Annotated in this window: 19 protein-coding genes; 8 read left to right on the top strand and 11 right to left on the bottom strand. The window is 63.9% G+C overall.

Features of this window, described 5'->3' with window-relative positions:
- The first annotated feature begins 49 nt into the window (after positions 1-49).
- Positions 50-997: a sugar-binding transcriptional regulator gene (locus OKW39_RS15520; protein ID WP_429562971.1), complete on the top strand. Its 948-nt coding sequence runs from the start codon at positions 50-52 to the stop codon at positions 995-997.
- A 57-nt stretch (positions 998-1,054) separates the two neighbouring features.
- Here OKW39_RS15520 and OKW39_RS15515 read toward each other — a convergent pair whose 3' ends face one another.
- The gene (locus OKW39_RS15515; protein ID WP_143037119.1) at positions 1,055-1,465 is read right to left on the bottom strand and encodes a hypothetical protein; all 411 of its coding nucleotides are present in this window, start codon (positions 1,463-1,465) and stop codon (positions 1,055-1,057) included.
- Positions 1,466-1,479: 14 nt separating this feature from the next.
- On the bottom strand, positions 1,480-2,310 hold the full coding sequence (locus tag OKW39_RS15510) for an RNase A-like domain-containing protein (RefSeq protein WP_429562970.1): 831 nt from the start codon (positions 2,308-2,310) through the stop codon (positions 1,480-1,482).
- 298 nt (positions 2,311-2,608) lie between these two features.
- On the opposite strand from OKW39_RS15510, the gene OKW39_RS15505 reads away from it, so the two are divergent.
- Together OKW39_RS15505 and OKW39_RS15500 are read left to right on the top strand one after the other, a co-directional pair.
- Entirely contained in the window at positions 2,609-3,442 is an 834-nt protein-coding gene (locus OKW39_RS15505; RefSeq protein ID WP_429562969.1) for an RNase A-like domain-containing protein, read from the top strand.
- A 17-nt stretch (positions 3,443-3,459) separates the two neighbouring features.
- Positions 3,460-3,744, top strand: a complete 285-nt coding sequence (locus tag OKW39_RS15500) for a contact-dependent growth inhibition system immunity protein (RefSeq protein ID WP_090801677.1) — start codon at positions 3,460-3,462, stop codon at positions 3,742-3,744.
- A gap of 239 nt (positions 3,745-3,983) precedes the next feature.
- Here the strand turns inward: OKW39_RS15500 and OKW39_RS15495 are convergent, their stop codons facing one another.
- From OKW39_RS15495 to OKW39_RS15470, 6 genes are all read right to left on the bottom strand, one after another.
- Positions 3,984-5,093: an ABC transporter ATP-binding protein gene (locus OKW39_RS15495; RefSeq protein ID WP_090801678.1), complete on the bottom strand. Its 1,110-nt coding sequence runs from the start codon at positions 5,091-5,093 to the stop codon at positions 3,984-3,986.
- Between the two features lie 87 nt (positions 5,094-5,180).
- Positions 5,181-5,882 (bottom strand): HAD family hydrolase, encoded by a 702-nt coding sequence (locus OKW39_RS15490; protein ID WP_187609898.1) that lies wholly within the window; start codon positions 5,880-5,882, stop codon positions 5,181-5,183.
- Positions 5,879-6,754: a carbohydrate ABC transporter permease gene (locus OKW39_RS15485; protein WP_090801681.1), complete on the bottom strand. Its 876-nt coding sequence runs from the start codon at positions 6,752-6,754 to the stop codon at positions 5,879-5,881. Before OKW39_RS15485 ends, OKW39_RS15490 begins: the two co-directional genes overlap by 4 nt.
- The gene (locus OKW39_RS15480) at positions 6,751-7,686 is read right to left on the bottom strand and encodes a carbohydrate ABC transporter permease (RefSeq protein WP_090801682.1); all 936 of its coding nucleotides are present in this window, start codon (positions 7,684-7,686) and stop codon (positions 6,751-6,753) included. Before OKW39_RS15480 ends, OKW39_RS15485 begins: the two co-directional genes overlap by 4 nt.
- Before the next feature lie 168 nt (positions 7,687-7,854).
- Entirely contained in the window at positions 7,855-9,177 is a 1,323-nt protein-coding gene (locus OKW39_RS15475) for an ABC transporter substrate-binding protein (RefSeq protein ID WP_090801684.1), read from the bottom strand.
- 97 nt (positions 9,178-9,274) lie between these two features.
- Positions 9,275-10,054: an L-iditol 2-dehydrogenase gene (locus OKW39_RS15470; protein ID WP_090801685.1), complete on the bottom strand. Its 780-nt coding sequence runs from the start codon at positions 10,052-10,054 to the stop codon at positions 9,275-9,277.
- A 298-nt stretch (positions 10,055-10,352) separates the two neighbouring features.
- Between OKW39_RS15470 and OKW39_RS15465 the strand changes: the two genes are divergently transcribed.
- The 4 genes from OKW39_RS15465 (at position 10,353) to OKW39_RS15450 (ending at position 13,663) form a co-directional block, all read left to right on the top strand.
- On the top strand, positions 10,353-10,850 hold the full coding sequence (locus OKW39_RS15465; protein ID WP_429562968.1) for a Fur family transcriptional regulator: 498 nt from the start codon (positions 10,353-10,355) through the stop codon (positions 10,848-10,850).
- 101 nt (positions 10,851-10,951) lie between these two features.
- Positions 10,952-11,941, top strand: coding sequence for a metal ABC transporter solute-binding protein (locus OKW39_RS15460; protein WP_090801689.1), 990 nt, complete (start codon positions 10,952-10,954; stop codon positions 11,939-11,941).
- The gene (locus OKW39_RS15455; protein ID WP_429562967.1) at positions 11,938-12,888 is read left to right on the top strand and encodes an ABC transporter ATP-binding protein; all 951 of its coding nucleotides are present in this window, start codon (positions 11,938-11,940) and stop codon (positions 12,886-12,888) included. The genes OKW39_RS15460 and OKW39_RS15455 overlap by 4 nt, the downstream gene beginning before the upstream one ends.
- Complete coding sequence (locus OKW39_RS15450; protein ID WP_429363053.1) at positions 12,881-13,663, top strand: metal ABC transporter permease; 783 nt, start codon at positions 12,881-12,883, stop codon at positions 13,661-13,663. Before OKW39_RS15455 ends, OKW39_RS15450 begins: the two co-directional genes overlap by 8 nt.
- Positions 13,664-13,745: 82 nt before the next feature.
- On the opposite strand, the gene fghA is transcribed toward OKW39_RS15450, so the two are convergent.
- From fghA to OKW39_RS15435, 3 genes are all read right to left on the bottom strand, one after another.
- The gene (fghA, locus tag OKW39_RS15445; RefSeq protein ID WP_429562966.1) at positions 13,746-14,597 is read right to left on the bottom strand and encodes an S-formylglutathione hydrolase; all 852 of its coding nucleotides are present in this window, start codon (positions 14,595-14,597) and stop codon (positions 13,746-13,748) included.
- 15 nt (positions 14,598-14,612) lie between these two features.
- Positions 14,613-15,719: an S-(hydroxymethyl)glutathione dehydrogenase/class III alcohol dehydrogenase gene (locus OKW39_RS15440; RefSeq protein WP_429469768.1), complete on the bottom strand. Its 1,107-nt coding sequence runs from the start codon at positions 15,717-15,719 to the stop codon at positions 14,613-14,615.
- Between the two features lie 171 nt (positions 15,720-15,890).
- Entirely contained in the window at positions 15,891-17,357 is a 1,467-nt protein-coding gene (locus tag OKW39_RS15435) for a xylulokinase (RefSeq protein WP_429562965.1), read from the bottom strand.
- A gap of 466 nt (positions 17,358-17,823) precedes the next feature.
- Between OKW39_RS15435 and OKW39_RS15430 the strand changes: the two genes are divergently transcribed.
- Complete coding sequence (locus tag OKW39_RS15430; RefSeq protein ID WP_090805449.1) at positions 17,824-19,233, top strand: nucleobase:cation symporter-2 family protein; 1,410 nt, start codon at positions 17,824-17,826, stop codon at positions 19,231-19,233.
- Positions 19,234-19,313 lie beyond the last annotated feature (80 nt).

Raw genomic sequence — 19,313 nt, 5'->3', positions numbered from 1 at the left:
GACGCGCCGCCGGCCGCTATCATCGGCGCACTTCAACCGAAACCTCATCGTGCCCAGGTCCACAGAAAAACTCGATCTCGCCACACGCGCCGCGTGGCTCTATTACGTCGCGGGCAATACCCAGAACGAAATCGCCGAGAAGCTGCAGGTATCGCGGCCGGTCGCGCAGCGGCTCGTCGCGTTCGCGGTCGAAAAGAACCTGATCCGCGTGCGGGTCGATCACAAGCTCGCTGATTGCCTGTCGCTCGCCGATCAGTTGTCGAAGCGCTATGGCCTCAGCCTATGCGAGATCGTGCCGATCGACGGCGATACGCCCGAGGAAGTCGACCGCAAGCTTGCGGTGGCCGGCGCGCAGGTAATGGAACGCTATCTGAGCGAGGAAAAGCCGATGGTCGTCGCGGTCAGCAGCGGCCGCACCCTGAAGGCCGCGGTCGATCAGATCGCGCAGCTAGACCGTCCGCAGCATCGGCTGGTATCGATGGTCGGCGCGATCGCGCAGGACGGCTCCTCGAACCGTTACGACGTCGCGCTGCACATTTCGGAAAAGACCGGGGGCAAGTATTTTCTGCTGCCCGCGCCGCTGCTCGCCGACAGCGAGGCCGAGCGCGCGCAGTGGTGCAATCACCGTCTCTATCGGATCGTCGAATCGCTGTCGGCGCAGGCCGATGTCGCGTTCGTCGGCATCGGCAACATTGGGATGACCTGTCCGTTGCACGAGGACGGCTTCATCACGGAAGGCGAGGTGAAGGAGTTGATGCAGAACGGCGCGGTCGCCGAAATGCTCGGCCTGCCGATCGATGCGGCCGGCGCGCACGTCGAATCGCCGACCGGCCGACGCGTGACGAGCATCGCGCTCGACACGCCGCCACGCCGGCCGACCATCGGCTTCGCGGGCGGGCTGCGCAAGCGCGAGGCGCTGATCGCGGTGCTCAAGGGGGGGTGGTTGTCGGGGCTCGTGACCGACGAGGTGTGTGCGCGGGCGGCGTTGGAGGCGTGAAACGGTGCCCGCAGTGGATAAGTTGACTGGTTTCATGACTTAACTGAAGACGTCAAATTAATCTTCATCTTCAAGCCAGATACAGAAATATCGCCCATCCCCACTACTTATCACAATACCTGAGTCAAAGGTCGAGCCCGTAAGACCATTCCACGAATCCGATGACGGTGATTCCTTGTTTGAAAAATACCTACTTTCTTTAGATTCATTTTCAGAAATTATTTTTTCAGCAAGCTCTTCCGCTTTACTCCTGCCCATGCATTCACAATCATAAGCCTGCCCTTTCCATAGCAGGTTCGTGAGAATAGCAATGGCCCCGGCTCTATCATGGCGCACAAGCATCGCCTCATCTTGAGTCAGGCCGAATTTGGACAGTACCAGGGACAGGTCATTTGAATAGTCCAGTACATTGGAAATTCTAACCATCGTTGGGCCTCTCGCCGCGAGGATATCCGCGATTAAACTCATTTTCACCTCCCAAATTAGGCATCCAGATAAGCGGTGAGAATATAGTATGGCATTCCATTGTATGCCTGATGCCGAAGAATAACAGTGACCTTGCTCGAACTTATCAAGTTTTCTGATTTTTTGAACAAGGTGTAGCCGACATTTTTCCCGACATCTTTCTTTAAAGCCAAATCTCGTGATGGTGAAGCAACCCACGACTTTATCGCAATGGCGTTCGCCTGCATCGTCTCCGAGATGGCCCATTCCGCCGCAGCAATATTCGCAAATGACGAGACCCGATCTCGCCACGGTTCCTTCAACAATCTCTCTGACAATTGTGCCTCAGTGCGCCCCACATGTTTCAGCAGCGTGTGCCCGCCAATCCCGCTGCCCGCCTTCGCTTCGTGCATCATCAAGTTGATCCGGCCCAATGTGATCTCGGACGCCCGCACTGCCTTGATCGATCCCGCCACGCCTGCCGACACTGCGATATCGAGCGACAGGCCGATATTGTTGGCCATGTCGGGGCTGGCCTTCATAGTTTCGGCCAACTTCGCCGTACCGCGTTGGATCAGCGTGGAGGAATCTCGCCCGGTCCAAACCTGTCGCAGACCTGCTGCTGCGGTATCCGAGCCATGCACGCCAAACACAATGCACCCGGCCTTGCTTGCCATCGTCGGCTCTGGCAGCACGCATAACGCACCCGCGCCGACCATTTCCAATACTCCGCCGACAACCTGCAAACCGCCCCCTAAACGGTTCGAAAGCATCTCAGTCTGGCTAATCGACTGACGAACCAGAACGGCCGCCATTTGCGGGGCGCTCAGTACGACGCGGACGCCGTCTGACTCATTCACCTGTGACATGCAAAAAGTCCCCTTCTCTTTTTTCTCGGACTTTCACATTAACCGGTGGATTCACTGTCCGGCTATGGGCGAAGGATGATTCGGAGAGAAGGGGAAAGTCTGGTGTAGCGGCCCGCTGGAGTGATGCAGGACAGGATATGACCGGAAAATCGCGGCGTGCGTGATGTTGCGCCTGGTCCGGCCCGATGCAGAACAGGCACCGTGCATCGGGCTACGGAAAATTCGGAGTCGTCCGAATCTTGAGAGACGGTCAGCACGGCAGCATCGGAACCCCATAAAAACATAAGAGGGTTTCGATATGCCCGGTGCCGATAACGCCGAAGGAGTGAAGGTTGTACTGAGTGCTCCGCAACTCGCGGCCGTGCTATCCCGCCAGTCGATCAGCCAGACCGAGATGCTTTCCAACCGGCTTTGGGGCGGGTTGCAGGTCGTCGGCGGCGTGCTGGAAATGGTTGGTGCGGGTGCGCTATGCGTCTTGCCCGACCCGACGATGGCGAGCAAAGCCGGGTGTGTCGTGTTCGGGGTACATGGTTCGGACTCGGCGGCGGCGGGCCTGCGGCAGGTCTGGACTGGTCAGGACACGGTCACGCTGACCCAGCAGGGCGCGACGAAACTCGCTGAAGCGATGAAGGCGAGCCCCGACATGGCGAACAATATCGGCCTGTCCCTCGATATCGCCGTGCCATTCGGCTTTGCTGGCTCGATCAGGGCGGCACGCGCTGCGCGCGTCACGATGGGCCGGGTTAACCTGCAAATGCACGAGGCAAAAGCGGGCAGCCGGATCGGTGGACATACGCTTTTGAAACATGTCGGGAGGACTGAAGCGCAGTTGCGGGAGAGGCTCAGGCTGGAGCCGGAAAAGAAAGTAGTTTCGTCTTTCGTAAATCTTGAGGAGGCGGAGTGGGCTATATCGGAAACAATGCGCGCAAATGCCTTGCAGATTCACACATGGACAAAAGCAGCACCAAACCGGGTTTTGACGCTGAGAAAGGACGTTGCAAGAAAAGTTGGATACGCATTGGTCAGGAAGACCGACAGGTTGGTAGATAGCAGTAAAGTGGAGGTTGTTTTGAAGTACGGGGCGTATAACGGGATGCCGTACTACATCCTCACAGCTATGCTCGATAAGTGATTGGTGGGTATTGATGCATGAAATATTACGATCTGGGGCAATTGATCCTTGGCTACTTCAATGAAGATTTCGACTACTGGGGAAACACAATTGAAGAGTTGGTCCGGGCTTGTGCAAGCGGATGCACGCCAGACATGATCAACGCGACGGTGGCCGACATAGACCGGTTCAAGAGCGATCATGCGGGAAATCTTGACGCGGCCTTCGAGGAGGAATTTGGCTACCAGTGCGATCCGACGGCGTGGGAGCGGACCACTGAGGCTTTCCTTGACAAGCTTAAGCGTCTTCTTCTGAGTGAGTAGCCTGCGCTTCCTCGCACCGGAGGGCTCCCCGCCGTCCGGTAGGTTTTCCGCGCTTTCATTTCACCTGGCAACCCAAAGCGCGTAACGCCCTCTAGCGACAGCGCTTTGCGTGCGCCTCGCGCACCGCCAAGGCGCGCCAACGCGCGTGCGGGCTCGCCGCCCGCCATCCTGAAAGGGCAAACCTTGCCCGCAACAGACGGCGCGTGCGCCGCCTGCTTATGCAATCCGTCATCGCGCGATCACGCCGCCAGCACCTCAACAATCTTGCGCTGGAACGCCTTGCCTTCGCTATCAAACAGATGGCAATGCTCGGGCGTCGCGCCCAGCTTCTGCGTATTGCCCTTCGCATGCCGTTCGAGCGGCGGAATCCGCGCGATCAAACCCTCGGGCGCGACGCTCGACTCCGCGTACAGATACGCGGCATCGCCGAGCGATTCGACCGTCATCGTGCGTGCCTCGATACCATCCTCGGTCGTGCTGACGTGCAGATGCTCGGGGCGGATGCCGACCGTCACCTTGTCGCCCTGCTTGGCCGCGCCCGGCTCGACCAACACGCGCTGCGTCTCGCCGGTCTCGTAACGCACCGAGACGCCGTCATGCGACACCGACTGCACGACGCCTTCCATGAAGTTCATCTTCGGCGAGCCGATGAAGCCGGCGACGAAGCGATTCGCCGGCGCGTGATACAGCATCGTCGGACTGCCGACCTGCTCCAGATTGCCCGCCGACAACACGACGATCTTGTCGGCCAAAGTCATCGCCTCGACCTGGTCGTGCGTCACGTAGATCATCGTCGTCTTCAGCTCGTCGTGCAGGCGCGCGAACTCGAGGCGCATCTTCACGCGCAGCGCGGCGTCGAGATTCGACAGCGGCTCGTCGAACAGAAACACCTTCGGCTTGCGCGTGATCGCGCGGCCGATCGCGACGCGCTGACGCTGCCCGCCCGACAGCTGCTTCGGCTTGCGATCGAGCAGATGGTCGATGTGCAGGATCTTCGCCGCGTTGCGCACGGCTGAGTCGATCTCCGGCTTCTTCGCGCCGGCGAGCTTCAGGCCGAACGCCATGTTGTCGTACAGCGTCATGTGCGGATACAGCGCGTACGACTGGAACACCATTGCGATGCCGCGCTTGGCCGGCGGCACGTCGTTCATGCGCACGGCGTCGATGTTCAGATCGCCGCCCGTGATGTCCTCGAGGCCCGCGATCATCCGCATCAGGGTCGATTTGCCGCAACCGCTCGGCCCGACGAACACGACGAACTCGCCATCGGCGATGTCGAGATTGATGTCGCGCATCACTTCGTTTTCGTCGTAGGCCTTTCTGATGTTGCGCAAGGTTACGCTTGCCATGATGTGTCTCCGTGTAATGCTGTTCGATGCTGCTCATTACTTCATGCTGCTACCTGATGCCGTGTCACGTCGCGTGCATTCGTGCGCTCATGGCGCCGCGGCCGTCGCGGAGAGCGTCCATTGCGCGACGAGGTCGGGCAACTGCCGCATGTCCTCGAACACATGACGCGCGCCCGCCGCGTGCAATCGATCGATCTGCGCATCGCTCGCATGACCGCCGCCGATAAACCCCAGCACCGCCATGCCCGCCGTGGCCGCCGCCGTGACGCCGGTCACGCTGTCCTCGACGACGAGGCACGCACCCGGCGCGAGCCCGAAGCCTTGCGCCGCCGCCAGATACACGTCCGGCGCGGGCTTCGGATTCGGCACCGCGTCGGCGCAGAACAGCCGCTCGCCGAAGAAACGCTTCAGGCCCGTGCGCGCCAGCACCGTCTCGACGTAGGGCCGGAAGCTATTGCTCGCGCAGCCTTTGACGAGCGGCACCTGGGTCAGCGCCATCTCGATGCCGTCGACGGCGGGCGCCTCGATCGCCGCCGCTTCGACCGCGCGGCGGATCGCATCGATATCGTCGGCGCCGAGTTGTTTGCCGAGCTGAGTCGCGGTGTCCTGCAACACGCGCTCGATGCGCAGCCCGAGCAGCGGCAGCACGACCGGCGCGGCATCGATGCCGGGCCAGCGCGCCTCGAGTTCGCGCACCAGCATGCGCGCGGCCACCGCTTCGCTGTCGATCAGCACGCCGTCGCAATCGCAGATCAACGCATAGCGCACGATGCCCGGGCCAGCCGTCATTTGACGGCCCCGAACGTGAGCCCGCGCACCAACTGCTTCTGCGACAGCCAGCCGACGATCAGAATCGGCGCGACCGCCAGCAACGAAGCGGCCGACAACTTGGCCCAGAACAAACCTTCAGGACTCGAATACGACGCGATGAACACGGTCAGCGGCGCCGCGTTCGAGCTCGACAGGTTGATGCTCCAGAACGCCTCGTTCCACGACAGGATCACGAGCAGCAGCGCGGTCGACGCGAGCCCGGGCAGCGCCATCGGCATCAGCAGATAGACGATCTCCTGCCACGTCGCCGCGCCGTCGATGCGCCCGGCTTCGAGAATGTCGCGCGGAATCTCGGCGAAGTAGGTGAACGCCATCCAGACCGCGATCGGCAGATTGATCAGCGTGTAGACAATGATCAGGCCCGACACGGTATCCAGAAGGCCGGTGTTTTTCCACAGCAGATAGATCGGCACCAGCACGCCGACCGACGGCATCATCTTCGTCGACAGCATCCATAGCAGCACCTTCTGCGTGCGGCGCGTCGGGAAGAACGCCATCGCGTACGCGCACGGCACCGCGAGGATCAGGCACAGCAGTGTGACGCCGACCGAGATCAGTATCGAGTTCCACGCGAACGCGAAGTAATTGCTGCGCGCGAACACCTCGCGGAAGCTGTCGAGCGTCGGCACGAAAAACAGCGACGACGCATAGGCCTGCTGCTCGGTCTTGAACGCGGTGATCGTCATCCAGAAGATCGGGAAGAACAGCAGCAGCGCGACGAGCCACGCGATCACGCCGGGAATGCCGCGACGAATCGTGTCGAACGGCGATTTGGTCGGCACCGCGACCGGCTGCGTCGTCGATGCCGTAGTGGAGGCAACGTGGCTCATTTTTCGTACTCCCCTTTCAGGTTCTTCGCGAGCATCCGCACGAGGAAGATCGACACGATATTGGCCAGCACGACCGCGAGAATACCGCCCGCCGAGGCGAGACCGACGTCGAACTGTTGCAGGCCCAGCGCAAAGATCAGGTACGACAGGGTGGTGGTCGCGTTGCCCGGACCGCCGCCCGTGGTCGTATAGATCTCGGCGAAGATCGACAGCAGGAAAATCGTCTCCATCATCACGACGACCGCGATCGCACGTCGCAGGTGCGGCAGCGTGATGTAGAAGAACATCGAGAACGGACCGGCGCCGTCGATCTTCGCGGCTTCCTTCTGCTCCTGATCGAGCGACTGGATCGACGTGAACAGGATCAGGAACGCGAACGGCAGCCACTGCCACGCGACGATCATGATCACCGCGGTGAGCGGATAGTCGGCGAACCAGTCGATCGGCTGCATGCCGAGCGCGCGCATGCCCTGCGCGACGAGCCCGTACACCGGGTGCAGGATCATGTTCTTCCAGATCAGCGCACTGACCGTCGGCATCACGAAGAACGGGCCGATCGCGAGCAGGCGGGCCACACCCTGCCCGTAGAACTTGCGGTCGAACAGGATCGCCATCAGCACGCCGCCGCCCACGGTGATCACGAGCACCCATACGATCAGCTCGATCGTATGCGCGATCGACGGACCGAACGACGGATCGGTCGCGAGATAGCGGTAGTTGTCGAGACCTGCGAAGCCGCGCAGATCGGGATTGAGCAGGTTGTAGTGCGAGAACGAGAACCAGATCGTCATCGCGAGCGGAATGACCATCCACAGCACGAGCACGCCGACCGACGGCGCCACGAGCCAGCGGGCCGAATTGGCCTTACGCTCCTCGCGTTCTTTTTCTGTCTGGGGATGGGTTTGCATCAGAGGTAGGCGCAAAGGACGCATGATGGACCACCTGTTCGGTAACGCGCGGAGCGTTCGCCGGAGCCGCGTATGTGCGACGCGGCGTGCCGTGCCTGAATGGCGCACGACACGCGCCGCATCGCATCGGGCGCAGACGAACGGCCGCCCCGCTGCATGAGCCGCATCGGTCGATGCGGCGGGCCTGCCGGGTTACTTCTGATAACCCGCCTGCTTGACCGCGCGATTCGCGGCCGCGTTGCCGGCCTCGAGTGCCTGGTCGACCGTCATCTGACCGGCGATCGCGCCGGAGATGCTCTGCCCGACCACCGTGCCGAACGACTGGAATTCGGGAATTCCGACGAACTGCACACCCGTGTACGGGACCGGCTTCAAGGTCGGATGATCCGGGTCGGCGGTCTGGATCGCCTTTAGCACGAAGTCGCCGAACGGCGCGGCCTGCTTGTACTCGGGGCGCGCGTAGGTGGACTCGCGCGTGCCCGGCGGCACCGAGGCCCAGCCCTCATCCTTCGCGACCATTTCAATGTACTCCTTCGAGGTCGACCACTCGATGAACTTCTTCGCCGCATCTTGCTGCTTCGACGACTTCGGAATCGCGAGCGCCCACGCCCACAGCCAGTGCGAGCCCTTCGGCGTGACCTCGATCGGCGCGGCCGCGAAGCCGACCTTGTCGGCGATCTGCGACTGCTGCTTGTTGTACAGCATGCCGGCCGCGACCGTCGCGTCGATCCACATCGCGCACTTGCCCGACGACATCAGCGTCAGGTTTTCGTTGAAGCCGTTCGAGCTCGCTCCCGGAGGACCGTCCTTCCTCAGCAGATCGACGTAGAACGTTATCGCCTTCTTCCATTCCGGCGACGTCAGCTGCGCGTGCCACTTCTCGTCGAACCAGCGGCCGCCGAAGGTGTTCACGACCGTCGTGGCGTACGCCATGTTCTCGCCCCAGCCCGCCTTGCCGCGCAGGCAGATGCCGTATTGCTCCTTGGACTTGTCGGTGAGCTTGTCGGCGAATTGGGCGATCTGGTCGTAGGTCGGCTGGTCGGGCATCTTCAGACCGGCCTTGTCGAACAGATCCTTGCGGTAATAGGTCATCGAGCTTTCGACGTAGAACGGCAGCGCGTACAGCTGGCCGTTCGCGGACAGGCCGTCGCGGGCCGTCTTCACGACGTCGTTGAGGTCATAGCTCGCCGGCAGGTTGGTGATCGGCGCGAGCCAGCCGCGCTTGCCCCATTGCGGGGTTTCATACGCGCCGATCGTCATTACGTCGAACTGGCCGCTGCCGGTCGTGATGTCGGTCGTCGCGCGCTGACGCAGCACGTTTTCCTCGAGGATCACCCAGTTCAGCTTGATGTCCGGATTCGCTTTTTCGAACGCGGGCGACAGCTTCTTCAACTCGATCATGTCCGGATTGTTCAGCGTCGCGATCGTCACCGTCGCCGCCGATGCGCTCAGCGCGAAGCAGGTGGCAGCGCCGGCACCGGCCGCCTTCAGCGCGAATTTGAAAGCTGGTTTCATCGTTGTCTCCTTTCTCGTACGTTATGTGATGCTGCGTTCGTTTGACGGAATGACGCGCCGCTCAGAGCAGTCAACGTGCCCGCTCCCTGCTCTTTATTCAGCTCATCCAGTTGCCGCCGTCGACGTTCAGCGTCTGCGCGGTGATGTAGTCGGCATCGGCCGACGCGAGGAACAGCGCGGCGCCGGTCAGGTCGTCGGGCACGCCCATGCGGCCGAGCGGCACGGCCTCGCCGACGAGGCGCTTCTTCTCGCCGAGCGGCCGGTTCTCGTAGCGCGCGAACAGCGCGTCGACCTCGTTCCACATCGGCGTGTCGACGACGCCCGGCGCGATGCCGTTCACATTGATCTTATGCGGCGCGAGCGCGAGCGCCGCGGACTGCGTATAGCTCAACACCGCCGCCTTGGTCGCGCAGTAGTGCGACACGAGCGCCTCGCCGCGCCGCCCGGCCTGCGACGACATATTGATGATCTTGCCGCCGCGGCCCTGCTCGACCATCTGCCGCGCGACCGCCTGCATCAGGAAGAACATGCCCTTCACGTTGACCGCGAACAGGCGGTCGAACACGTCCCAGGATTCGTCGAGGAGCGGACGCATGTCGAACAGCGCCGCATTATTGAACAGGATGTCGATCTGGCCGAAGCAGCCGAGCGTGCTCGTGACGATGCGCTCGATGTCCTCGCGGCGCCGGACGTCGGCGCTGACGCTCAACACGCGCTCGCCGTAGATGCCGCGCAGCGCGCCGCCGATGCTGTCGGTCGGCTTCACGTCGACCAGCACGCAGCGCGCGCCCTCGTCGAGATAGCGCAGGGCTACCGCTTCACCGATACCGCTGGCCGCGCCCGTCAGAATGGCGACTTTGTCCTGCAATCGTGCCACTGCCTGTCTCCGCTTCGTTTTTACATTTTGGCGCGCGGTGAGCGAACGCTCGTCACGCGAACAATTGCTCGGCTGGTGATCGAATGATCGGATACGGACCGGATCATGTCAAGGCACGCGGACGAATTTCGATGGTGCAGCGCGGCAGGAGCAAGCCCATTGCGCCATGGGTCGCCACGACGCGTTCGCTGCGTGCCGCCGTGCAAAGATTCGCACCGCTGACAAAAAATCGCGCTACGTTATATCATTTCGACCTTGCAGCCCGCTCGGGGGCCGCCATGTCAGGAGATTCACGCCGATGACTACCTCGCTCGCCGAACAGCACGCCATGCGGCTCGCGCATGCGGACGCGCACGCCGCGGCGCAGGGGCTCGCGCTGACGCCGCTGCGCCGCCAGGTGTACGCGGCGATCGTCGCGAGCGAGCGGCCGGTCGGCGCGTACGAGTTGCTCGACGCGCTCGCCCCCGAGCGCGGTCGCATGCCGCCGACCACCGTCTATCGCGCGCTCGACTTCCTCGTCGCGCACGGCTTCGTGCACCGGATCGAATCGAAGAACGCGTTCGTCGCCTGCTGCGAAATCGGCGTGCCGCATCGCAGCCAGTTCCTGATGTGCGACGGTTGCGGCGCGACCGTCGAGATTCCCGGCGACGAGCTCGCCGACCGCCTGTCGCACAGCGCACCCGCGCATGGCTTCGAGGAGCATCGTCAGGTGATCGAGCTAAGTGGACTGTGCGGGCCATGTGCGCGAGCGGCGAAGCCTGACGGCGCCGGCGGCGCAGCAGGCAATTCGTCGTGATCAGATGCGCGGCGCCGCGCTAAGCGCCACCCCGTGCCACCCCGTATTTGGCCTTGCCACCGCGAGTGGCTGATTCAACTCTCACCCAGCAGGAAACAACGATGAAAACAATCGGTTCGATGTTGTCCAGAGCGCACCGCGCGCTGAAGCGTTCGACGTCTGTGCGCACCCATCTGTGCACCTGCCTGCTCGCGATCGCGGCGCTCGGCTTCGGCCACAACGCGTTCGCCGCCGACGCGAAAATTCCGGTCGTCGCCGCGGAGAACTTTTATGGCGACGTGGTCCGGCAACTCGGCGGCGATCGCGTCGACGTGACCAGCATCCTCAGCAACCCGGACCAGGACCCGCATCTGTTCGAAGCGAGCCCGGCCACCGCGCGCGCGTTGCAGCATGCGAGCCTCGTCGTCTACAACGGCGCCGACTACGATCCGTGGATGGTGAAGCTGCTGGCCGCGTCGAAAGGCGCGCATCGCACGGTGATCATCGCGGCCGACCTCGTCGGCAAAAAAGGCGGCGACAATCCGCACCTGTGGTACGACCCGGCGACGATGCCGAAAGTCGCGCGCGCGGTCTGCGACGCACTCAGCGCTGCTGACCCGGCGCACAAGCCGGCGTACGATGCGAACCTCGCGAAGTTTCTCGATTCGCTGAAGCCGATCGACGCGAAGGTCGCCGAGCTGCACGGCCGCTATGCGGGCTTGCCGGTCACGGCGACGGAGCCGGTGTTCGGCTATATGTCTGACGCGATTGGCCTCGCCATGCGCAACCAGCGCTTCCAGCTCGCCACGATGAACGACACCGAAGCGAGCGCGGCCGATATCGCCGCGTTCGAACGCGATCTGCGCGAGCGGCGCGTGCGCGTGCTGATCTATAACAGCCAGGCCACCGAGGCGCTGACCAAACGCATGCTGAAGCTCGCGCAACAATCGAAGGTACCGACGATGAGCGTCACCGAAACCCTGCCGGCCGGCAAGACCTATCAGACGTGGATGCTGACGCAGCTCGATGCGTTGCAGAAAGCGCTCGCGGCGGGTGACACGAACGGCGCGATCGGCGCGACCAGCGCGAGCGCGAAAGGCAAGGCTCCATGATTCCGACTGGCCATCAAACGCCAGCAGGTGCGCAATCAGGCGCACCCACCGCGCGCGGCGACCGGCCCGTGCTCGAACTCGACAACGTGACGCTCGATCTGGGCGGCCGCACGATCCTGCGCGACACCAGCTTCGTCGTGAACCAGGGCGAGTTCATCGGCGTACTCGGGCCCAACGGCGCGGGCAAGACGACGCTGATGCGCGCGGTGCTCGGCCTCGTGCCGGCCGTGGGCGGCGCGATCCGCGTGCTCGGGCAGACGGTCGAGCGCGGCAACGCGTCGATCGGCTATATGCCGCAGACGCGCAGCGCGCTCGCCGGCCGTCGCGTGCGCGGCCGCGATCTGGTCGCGATGGCAGCCGATGGTCATCGCTGGGGCTTGCCGCATGCGGATGCAAAAACGCGCGCGGACGTCGATCGGGTGCTCGAGCTCGTCGGCGGGACGACTCTGTCGAAGCGGCCACTGTCGGAGTTGTCGGGCGGCGAACGGCAGCGGCTCCTGCTCGCGCAATGCCTGCTCGGCAATCCGAAACTGCTGCTGCTCGATGAACCGTTGATCAGTCTCGATCCGCATCACCAGAAGAGCGTCGTCGAACTGGTGCGGCGCGTGCAGCAGGAGCTCGGCATCGCGGTGCTGTTCTCCGCGCACGAACTCAATCCGCTGCTGAACTCGATCGATCGCGTGCTGTATCTCGGCAGCGGCGTCGCGGCGCTCGGCACCGTCGACGAAGTGATCACGCGGCCGGTGCTGTCGCGTCTGTACGGTTCGCCGATCGACGTGATGCGCGTGAACGGCCGCATCTTCGTGATGTCGGGCGGCGTCGAAGTCGAGAAGCACGATCACGGGCACGAACACGACGAGGACGGCGGACATACGCATTCGCACAGCCACTCACACAGTCACCCAGACCCGCACGACTCACGCGACGGACACACGCACGATGTTTGAATACGATTTCATGGTGAACGCATTCGCGGCCTCGGGGATCGTCGCGGTGCTGGCCGGCGTGGTCGGCTATTTTCTCGTGATGCGCGGACAGACGTTCGCGGGCCACGCGCTGTCGCACGTCGGCTTCACCGGCGCGACCGGCGCGGTGCTGATCGGCATCCCGCCTATCTGGGGGATGATCGGCTTCACGCTCGCGGCCGGTGTGGGCATGGGCGCGCTCGGCGAGCGGCTCGCCGGCCGCGACGTCGCGATCGGCGTAATCCTTTCCTTGTCGCTCGGCTTTGGGCTGCTGTTTCTGCATTTCTTCACCGCCTACGCGACGCAGGTGACGGCGCTGCTGTTCGGCAACGTGCTAGGCGTCAATGCAGCGACGCTCGGTGTGCTCGCGGCGTTGGGCGTCGTCAGTCTGGCCGCGCTCGCGGCCATCATGCGGCCGCTGCTGTTCGCGTCGCTGCAACCGGAACTGGCCGAAGCGAAGGGCGTGTCGCTGCGCCGCGTGTCGGTGCTGTTTCTCGCGATCGCCGCGCTGGCCGTCGCCGCTTGCACGCAGATCGTCGGCGTGCTGCTCGTGTTCACGCTGATGGTGGGGCCGGCCGCCGCCGCGCAGAACCTGAGCACGCGGCTGTCGACGGGTCTCGTGCTCGCGGCCGTGTTCGCGCTCGCGCAGGCGTGGCTCGGGCTGACGCTCGCGTTCTATACCGATTGCCCGACGAGCTTCTGGATCACCGCGTTGTCGGCGGTGGTGTATGGCGGGAGTCTGTTGAAGCGGCATTGAGCGGCGCTTACGCCGATCAAATGAAAAAACGGCGGCACATGAAGTGCCGCCGTTTTTTTTGCCCCGCGTTTTACAACGTTGTTCAGCCGAGCAACGCCTTCGCGTGATGCGCGAGATGATCCTCGACGAACGTCGAGATGAAGTAGTAGCCGTGGTCGTAACCCGCATGCCGGCGCAACGTCAGTGGCTGACCCGCGGCCTTGCACGCCGCTTCGAACACGTCGGGATTGAGCTGCCTGGGCAGGAACTGATCCGCGAGCCCCTGATCGACGAGAATCCCTTCCGCGAACTTGTGCGTCGCGTGCGAAACCAGCTCGCTCGCGTCGTACTGCTTCCACGCTTCACGGTTCTCGCCGAGATAACCGCTAAACGCCTTCTCGCCCCAGGGACAACGCATCGGCGCCGCGATCGGCGCGAACGCCGACACCGACCGATAAATGTCCGGATTGCGCAGCGCGAGCATCAGCGCGCCGTGCCCGCCCATCGAATGACCGAAGATGCCGAGACGCGCGCCATCGATCGGCAGGTTCGCAAGCGCCGTTTCGCGCAGCTCGTCGCGCACGTACGAGTACATGCGGTAGTTCCGCGCCCACGGCTCCGCGGTCGCGTCGACATAAAAGCCCGCGCCGACGCCGAAGTCCCACGCATCGCTCTCGCCTGGCACGCCCGCGCCGCGAGGGCTCGTATCCGGCGCGATCAGCGCGATGCCGTGCCGGGCCGCGAAGCGCTGCGCGCCGGCCTTGATCGCGAACGTCTCTTCTGTGCAGGTCAGCCCCGCGAGGTAGAACAGCGCGGGCACCTTCGCATTGCCCCGCAACGCCTGCGGCGGCAGATAGACCGAGAAGCGCATCGGCAGACCGATGGTGCGCGACTCGTGCCGGTAAAAGCGCTGCTCGCCGCCGTGGCAGGCGTGCGACGATAGTAGTTCGAGCATCGCGACGCTCCTCGCTTAGTAGAGCACGACCGAGCGGATCGACTCGCCCTTCTTCATCAGGTCGAAGCCCTCGTTGATGCGCTCGAGCGGCAGACGGTGCGTAATCAGATCGTCGATATTGATCTTGCCTTCCATGTACCAGTCGACGATCTTCGGCACGTCGGTGCGGCCTCGCGCGCCGCCGAATGCCGAGCCCTTCCACTCGCGGCCCGTCACCAGCTGGAACGGCCGCGTGCTGATCTCCTCGCCCGCCGCCGCGACGCCGATGATGAACGACTGCCCCCAACCCTTGTGCGTGCATTCGAGCGCCTGGCGCATCACCTTCACGTTGCCGATGCATTCGAACGAGTAGTCGGCGCCGCCGTCGGTCAACTGCACGATGTGATCGACGACGTTCTCGACTTCGTTCGGGTTGATGAAGTGCGTCATGCCGAACTTCTTCGCGAGTTCGACGCGGCCCGGGTTGAGATCGACACCGATGATCTTGTCCGCGCCGACCATCTTCGCGCCTTGAATCACGTTCAGCCCGATACCGCCGAGCCCGAACACCACCACGTTCGCACCCGCCTCGACCTTCGCCGAATACACGACCGCGCCGACGCCGGTCGTCACGCCGCAGCCGATGTAGCAGATCTTGTCGAACGGCGCGTCTTCACGCACCTTCGCGACCGCGATCTCCGGCACGACGATGTAGTTCGAGAACGTCGACGTGCCCATGTAGTGGAACAGCGGCTTGCCATCGAGCGAGAAGCGCGAGGTCGCGTCGGGCATCAGGCCTTTGCCCTGCGTCGCGCGGATCGCCTGGCAGAGATTCGTTTTGCGCGACAGGCAGAACTTGCACTGACGGCATTCGGGCGTGTAGAGCGGAATCACGTGATCGCCCTTCTTCAGCGTGCCGACGCCCGGCCCGACATCGACGATCACGCCCGCGCCTTCGTGGCCGAGAATCGCCGGGAAGATGCCTTCGGGATCGGCGCCCGACAGCGTGTAGTAGTCGGTGTGGCAGATGCCCGTCGCCTTCACTTCGATCAGGACTTCACCGGCGCGCGGACCTTCGAGATCGACTTCCTCGATCGTCAACGGGGCGCCGGCTTTCCATGCGATTGCTGCTTTGGTCTTCATCGTCAATGCTCCTGTGAGTCCGTGAGTGCGTGAGTCCGTGAGTGCGTGAATGCGAAATGGCATCGCGTGCCGGCGACTAGGTGGCGCGCGAAAAGCGTCATGGTATTGCATAGTGCGTGAAGGTTGCCTCGCCGATGGCTGCGCTCGGCACCGTGTTCAACGCCGTCGCTGTCACTTCGCTTCGCCCGGCGCGCGACCACCGAACCACGGCTCGACCCGGCCATACAGATCGACGAAGCGCGCATAGCGTTCAGCAAGCGCCGCATCGCCTCGTGGACCCGCGACGCGCGTCGCGCCCGGCGCGAGCGCGGCGAGATCGCGCGTCTGCCAGTGGCCGCACGCGAGGCCGCCGAGGATCGCCGCGCCGCGCGGCGCCGCGTTCGGGCAATCGACCGCATGCAGGTCGACGTCGAGCGCATCGGCGAGCAGTTGTCGCCAGCGCGCATCGACGGAGCCGCCGCCCGCGAGCTTGAGCGCCGTCACCGGCGCGCCGCTCGCGCGAATCGCGTCGAGCCCCGCGCGCAACGAGAACGCGACGCCCTCGAACGCGGCACGCATCATCGCGCCGCGCGTATGCTCGAGCGACAAACCGAGCCAGCCGCCGCGCGCCTGCGGGTTCAGCCACGGTGTGCGCTCGCCCGTCAGGTACGGCAGGAAGCTCAGCGTCGACGCCGCATCGGCGGCGGCATGAGCGCTTGCATCAGCCGCATCGTCAAATGCCTCTCGGTAAGCCTCCGCCCACCGAAACGACAGCCACCCGCGCACCCGCTCCAGCGCGATGCCGACGTTCTGCATCGCCGCCATCCGATACCAGTGATCGCTCGCCGCGCGATAGCGATGCAAGCCCTTCAGCGGCGCAGGCTCGTCGTTCGCGAGCACGACGATCTGTCCGCCGGTGCCGGTCGTCAGCAGCGCGTCGCCGTCACGCACGAGTCCGCTGCCGAGCGCCGCGCACGGCGTATCCGCGGCGCCGGTTGCGAGCACGATACCGGCCCGTAAGCCAAGTGCCTGCGCGGCCTGCGGCGACAGCGCGCCCGCCGCCGCATACGACAGCGCCACAGGCGCGAACCACTCAGACGGAATCTCGAGGCGTTGCAGCAGCGCCGTGTCCCACGCGCCGGCGGGATCGGCGAGCGCGGTCGCGCATGCGTCGGACGCATCGGTCATGCACGCGCCGCCGAGCGCGACGCGCAGCCAGTCCTTCGGCTGCAGCGCCCAGCGCGTGCGGCGCGCGGCATCCGGTTCTTGCAGCACGAACCAGCGCAGCAGCGGTCCGGCCATGCCGGGCGCGACCGGATTCGGTTGCGGCTCGGGCCACGCGTCGAGCATGGCGAGCGCGCGCGAGTCGGGCCACAGCATGGCGCGCCGCACCGCTGCGCCGTTTGCATCGAGCAGCACGACGCCGTGCATCTGACCAGAGAAGCCAATCGCGCGCACGCCGTCACGCAGCTCGCGCGGCAGGCCCGCCATTGCATGGACGAGCGCGTTCCACCAGGTCTCGACGTCGATTTCGGCCCAACCCGCGTGCGGCGTAACGAGCGCATAAGCGACGCTCGATACCGCCTGCTCGCGTCCATGTTCGTCGACGATTGCCGCTTTCAGGGAGCCGGTGCCGAGGTCGATGCCGAGAAAACTCATGAGCGCAGGGACGTTGAAACGAGGTGACGAAGGAGCCAGCGAGACTGGCGACGAAGTGGGAAAGCGAAGCTCAAAGGCGAAGCTGCACAGACGCCGCGAACGTTGAACAAACAGCTCGGAAAACACGCGAAAAAAAACCATTCGCGGGTTAACCCCGCCGTGCTGCGAGCGTCATCAAAACAGGACTATGCGTGAAGCGTGATATACGTCATTGATTCTCACACATATCCCCTCGCGCGACGAACCCGCGCCGCGCACGCCATGCACCGCCCGCGGCCCCCACTGCACAGGGTTCTCTGGCGTCCGACGGCCGATCCGTCCCACGCGTGGCTTTAATTTGCCTTTCAAAACAGGTCTCTGCATATCGCCGCCGGGAATGCCGGAATAGCCACGTATGGTCTTGTTGCGACTTTTCGTCCCCGATACCTTGGAGTCATCCCAAAACGAGATGGTGGAGACAGACGATATGCAAGCGAACACGGTTCACCCGTGCGACGAGCGCCTACCGGCGGGCCAGTTGCTCACTCTCGGCATCCAGCACGTGCTGGTCATGTACGCTGGCGCGGTCGCGGTGCCGCTGATCATCGGCGCGGCGCTGAAGCTGCCTAAAGACCAGGTCGCCTTCCTGATCAGCGCCGATCTGTTTTCCTGCGGCATCGCCACGCTGATCCAGACGCTCGGACTGTGGATCTTCGGCATCCGCCTGCCGGTCATCATGGGCTGCACATTCGCGGCCGTCGGCCCGATGGTCGCCATCGGCACCAATCCTTCGCTCGGCATCCTCGACATCTTCGGCTCGACGATCGCGGCCGGCGTGATCGGCATTCTGCTCGCGCCCGCGGTCGGCAAGCTGTTGCGGTTCTTCCCGCCGGTCGTGATCGGCGTCGTGATTTCGGTGATCGGCCTGTCGCTGATGGAGGTCGGCATCAACTGGGCGGCCGGCGGTGTCGGCAATCCCGACTACGGCAATCCGATATATCTCGGCCTGGCGCTGCTCGTGCTGACGCTGATCCTGCTGATCAACAAGTTTGCCAGGGGGTTCGTCGCCAATATCTCGGTGCTGCTCGGCATCGTCGCGGGCTTCGCGATCGCGCTGATGCTCGGCCGCGTCAACCTGGACGGCGTCATGCACGCGCCGTGGGTCGGCTTCGTGATGCCGTTCCACTTCGGTCTGCCACACTTCGATGCGCTGTCGATCGCGACGATGGTCACCGTGATGTTCGTCACGTTCATCGAATCGACCGGCATGTTTCTCGCGGTCGGCGACATGGTCGATCGTCCGGTCGATCAGAAAACGCTGGTGCGTGGCTTGCGCGTCGACGGTCTCGGCACGCTGATCGGTGGCATCTTCAACTCGTTCCCGCATACGTCGTTCTCGCAGAACGTCGGGTTGATCGGCGTGACCGGCGTGAAGAGCCGCTTCGTCTGCGCGATGGGCGGCGTGATCCTCGTGCTGCTCGGCCTCTTCCCGAAGATGGCGCAGGTGGTCGCGTCGGTGCCGGCGTTCGTGCTCGGCGGCGCGGGCATCGTGATGTTCGGCATGGTCGCGGCGAATGGCATCAAGGTGCTGTCGCGCGTCGACTTCGTGAGGAATCAGCACAACCTCTTCATCGTCGCGGTCAGCATCGGGCTCGGCCTCGTGCCGGTCGTCTCGCCGCACTTCTTCTCGCAACTGCCGCCGGCGTTGTCGCCGCTGCTACATAGCGGGATTCTGCTCGCCTCGGTGTCGGCGGTCGCGCTGAACCTGATCTTCAACGGCGTGAAGGGCGAGAAGATGGCGAAGAGCGAGCTTCGCCGCGCCGGGCACGATCTCGACGCCAGCGCGGGCGGCGCACCGCAGAGCAACGAGATGCTGCGGGCGGCGGATCTGCATTGAGCTTTTGATGCAGCGATGATGCGGCGAGCGGCACCGAACGCCGCGAATCAACAAAAACGCCACGGCATGCCGTGGCGTTT

The organism is Paraburkholderia sp. MM6662-R1, assembly GCF_050436245.1.
Taxonomy (GTDB): Bacteria; Pseudomonadota; Gammaproteobacteria; order Burkholderiales; family Burkholderiaceae; genus Paraburkholderia; species Paraburkholderia tuberum.
Note: the sequence above shows the minus strand (reverse complement) of the source record. Positions and strands in the feature narration are given on the sequence as shown.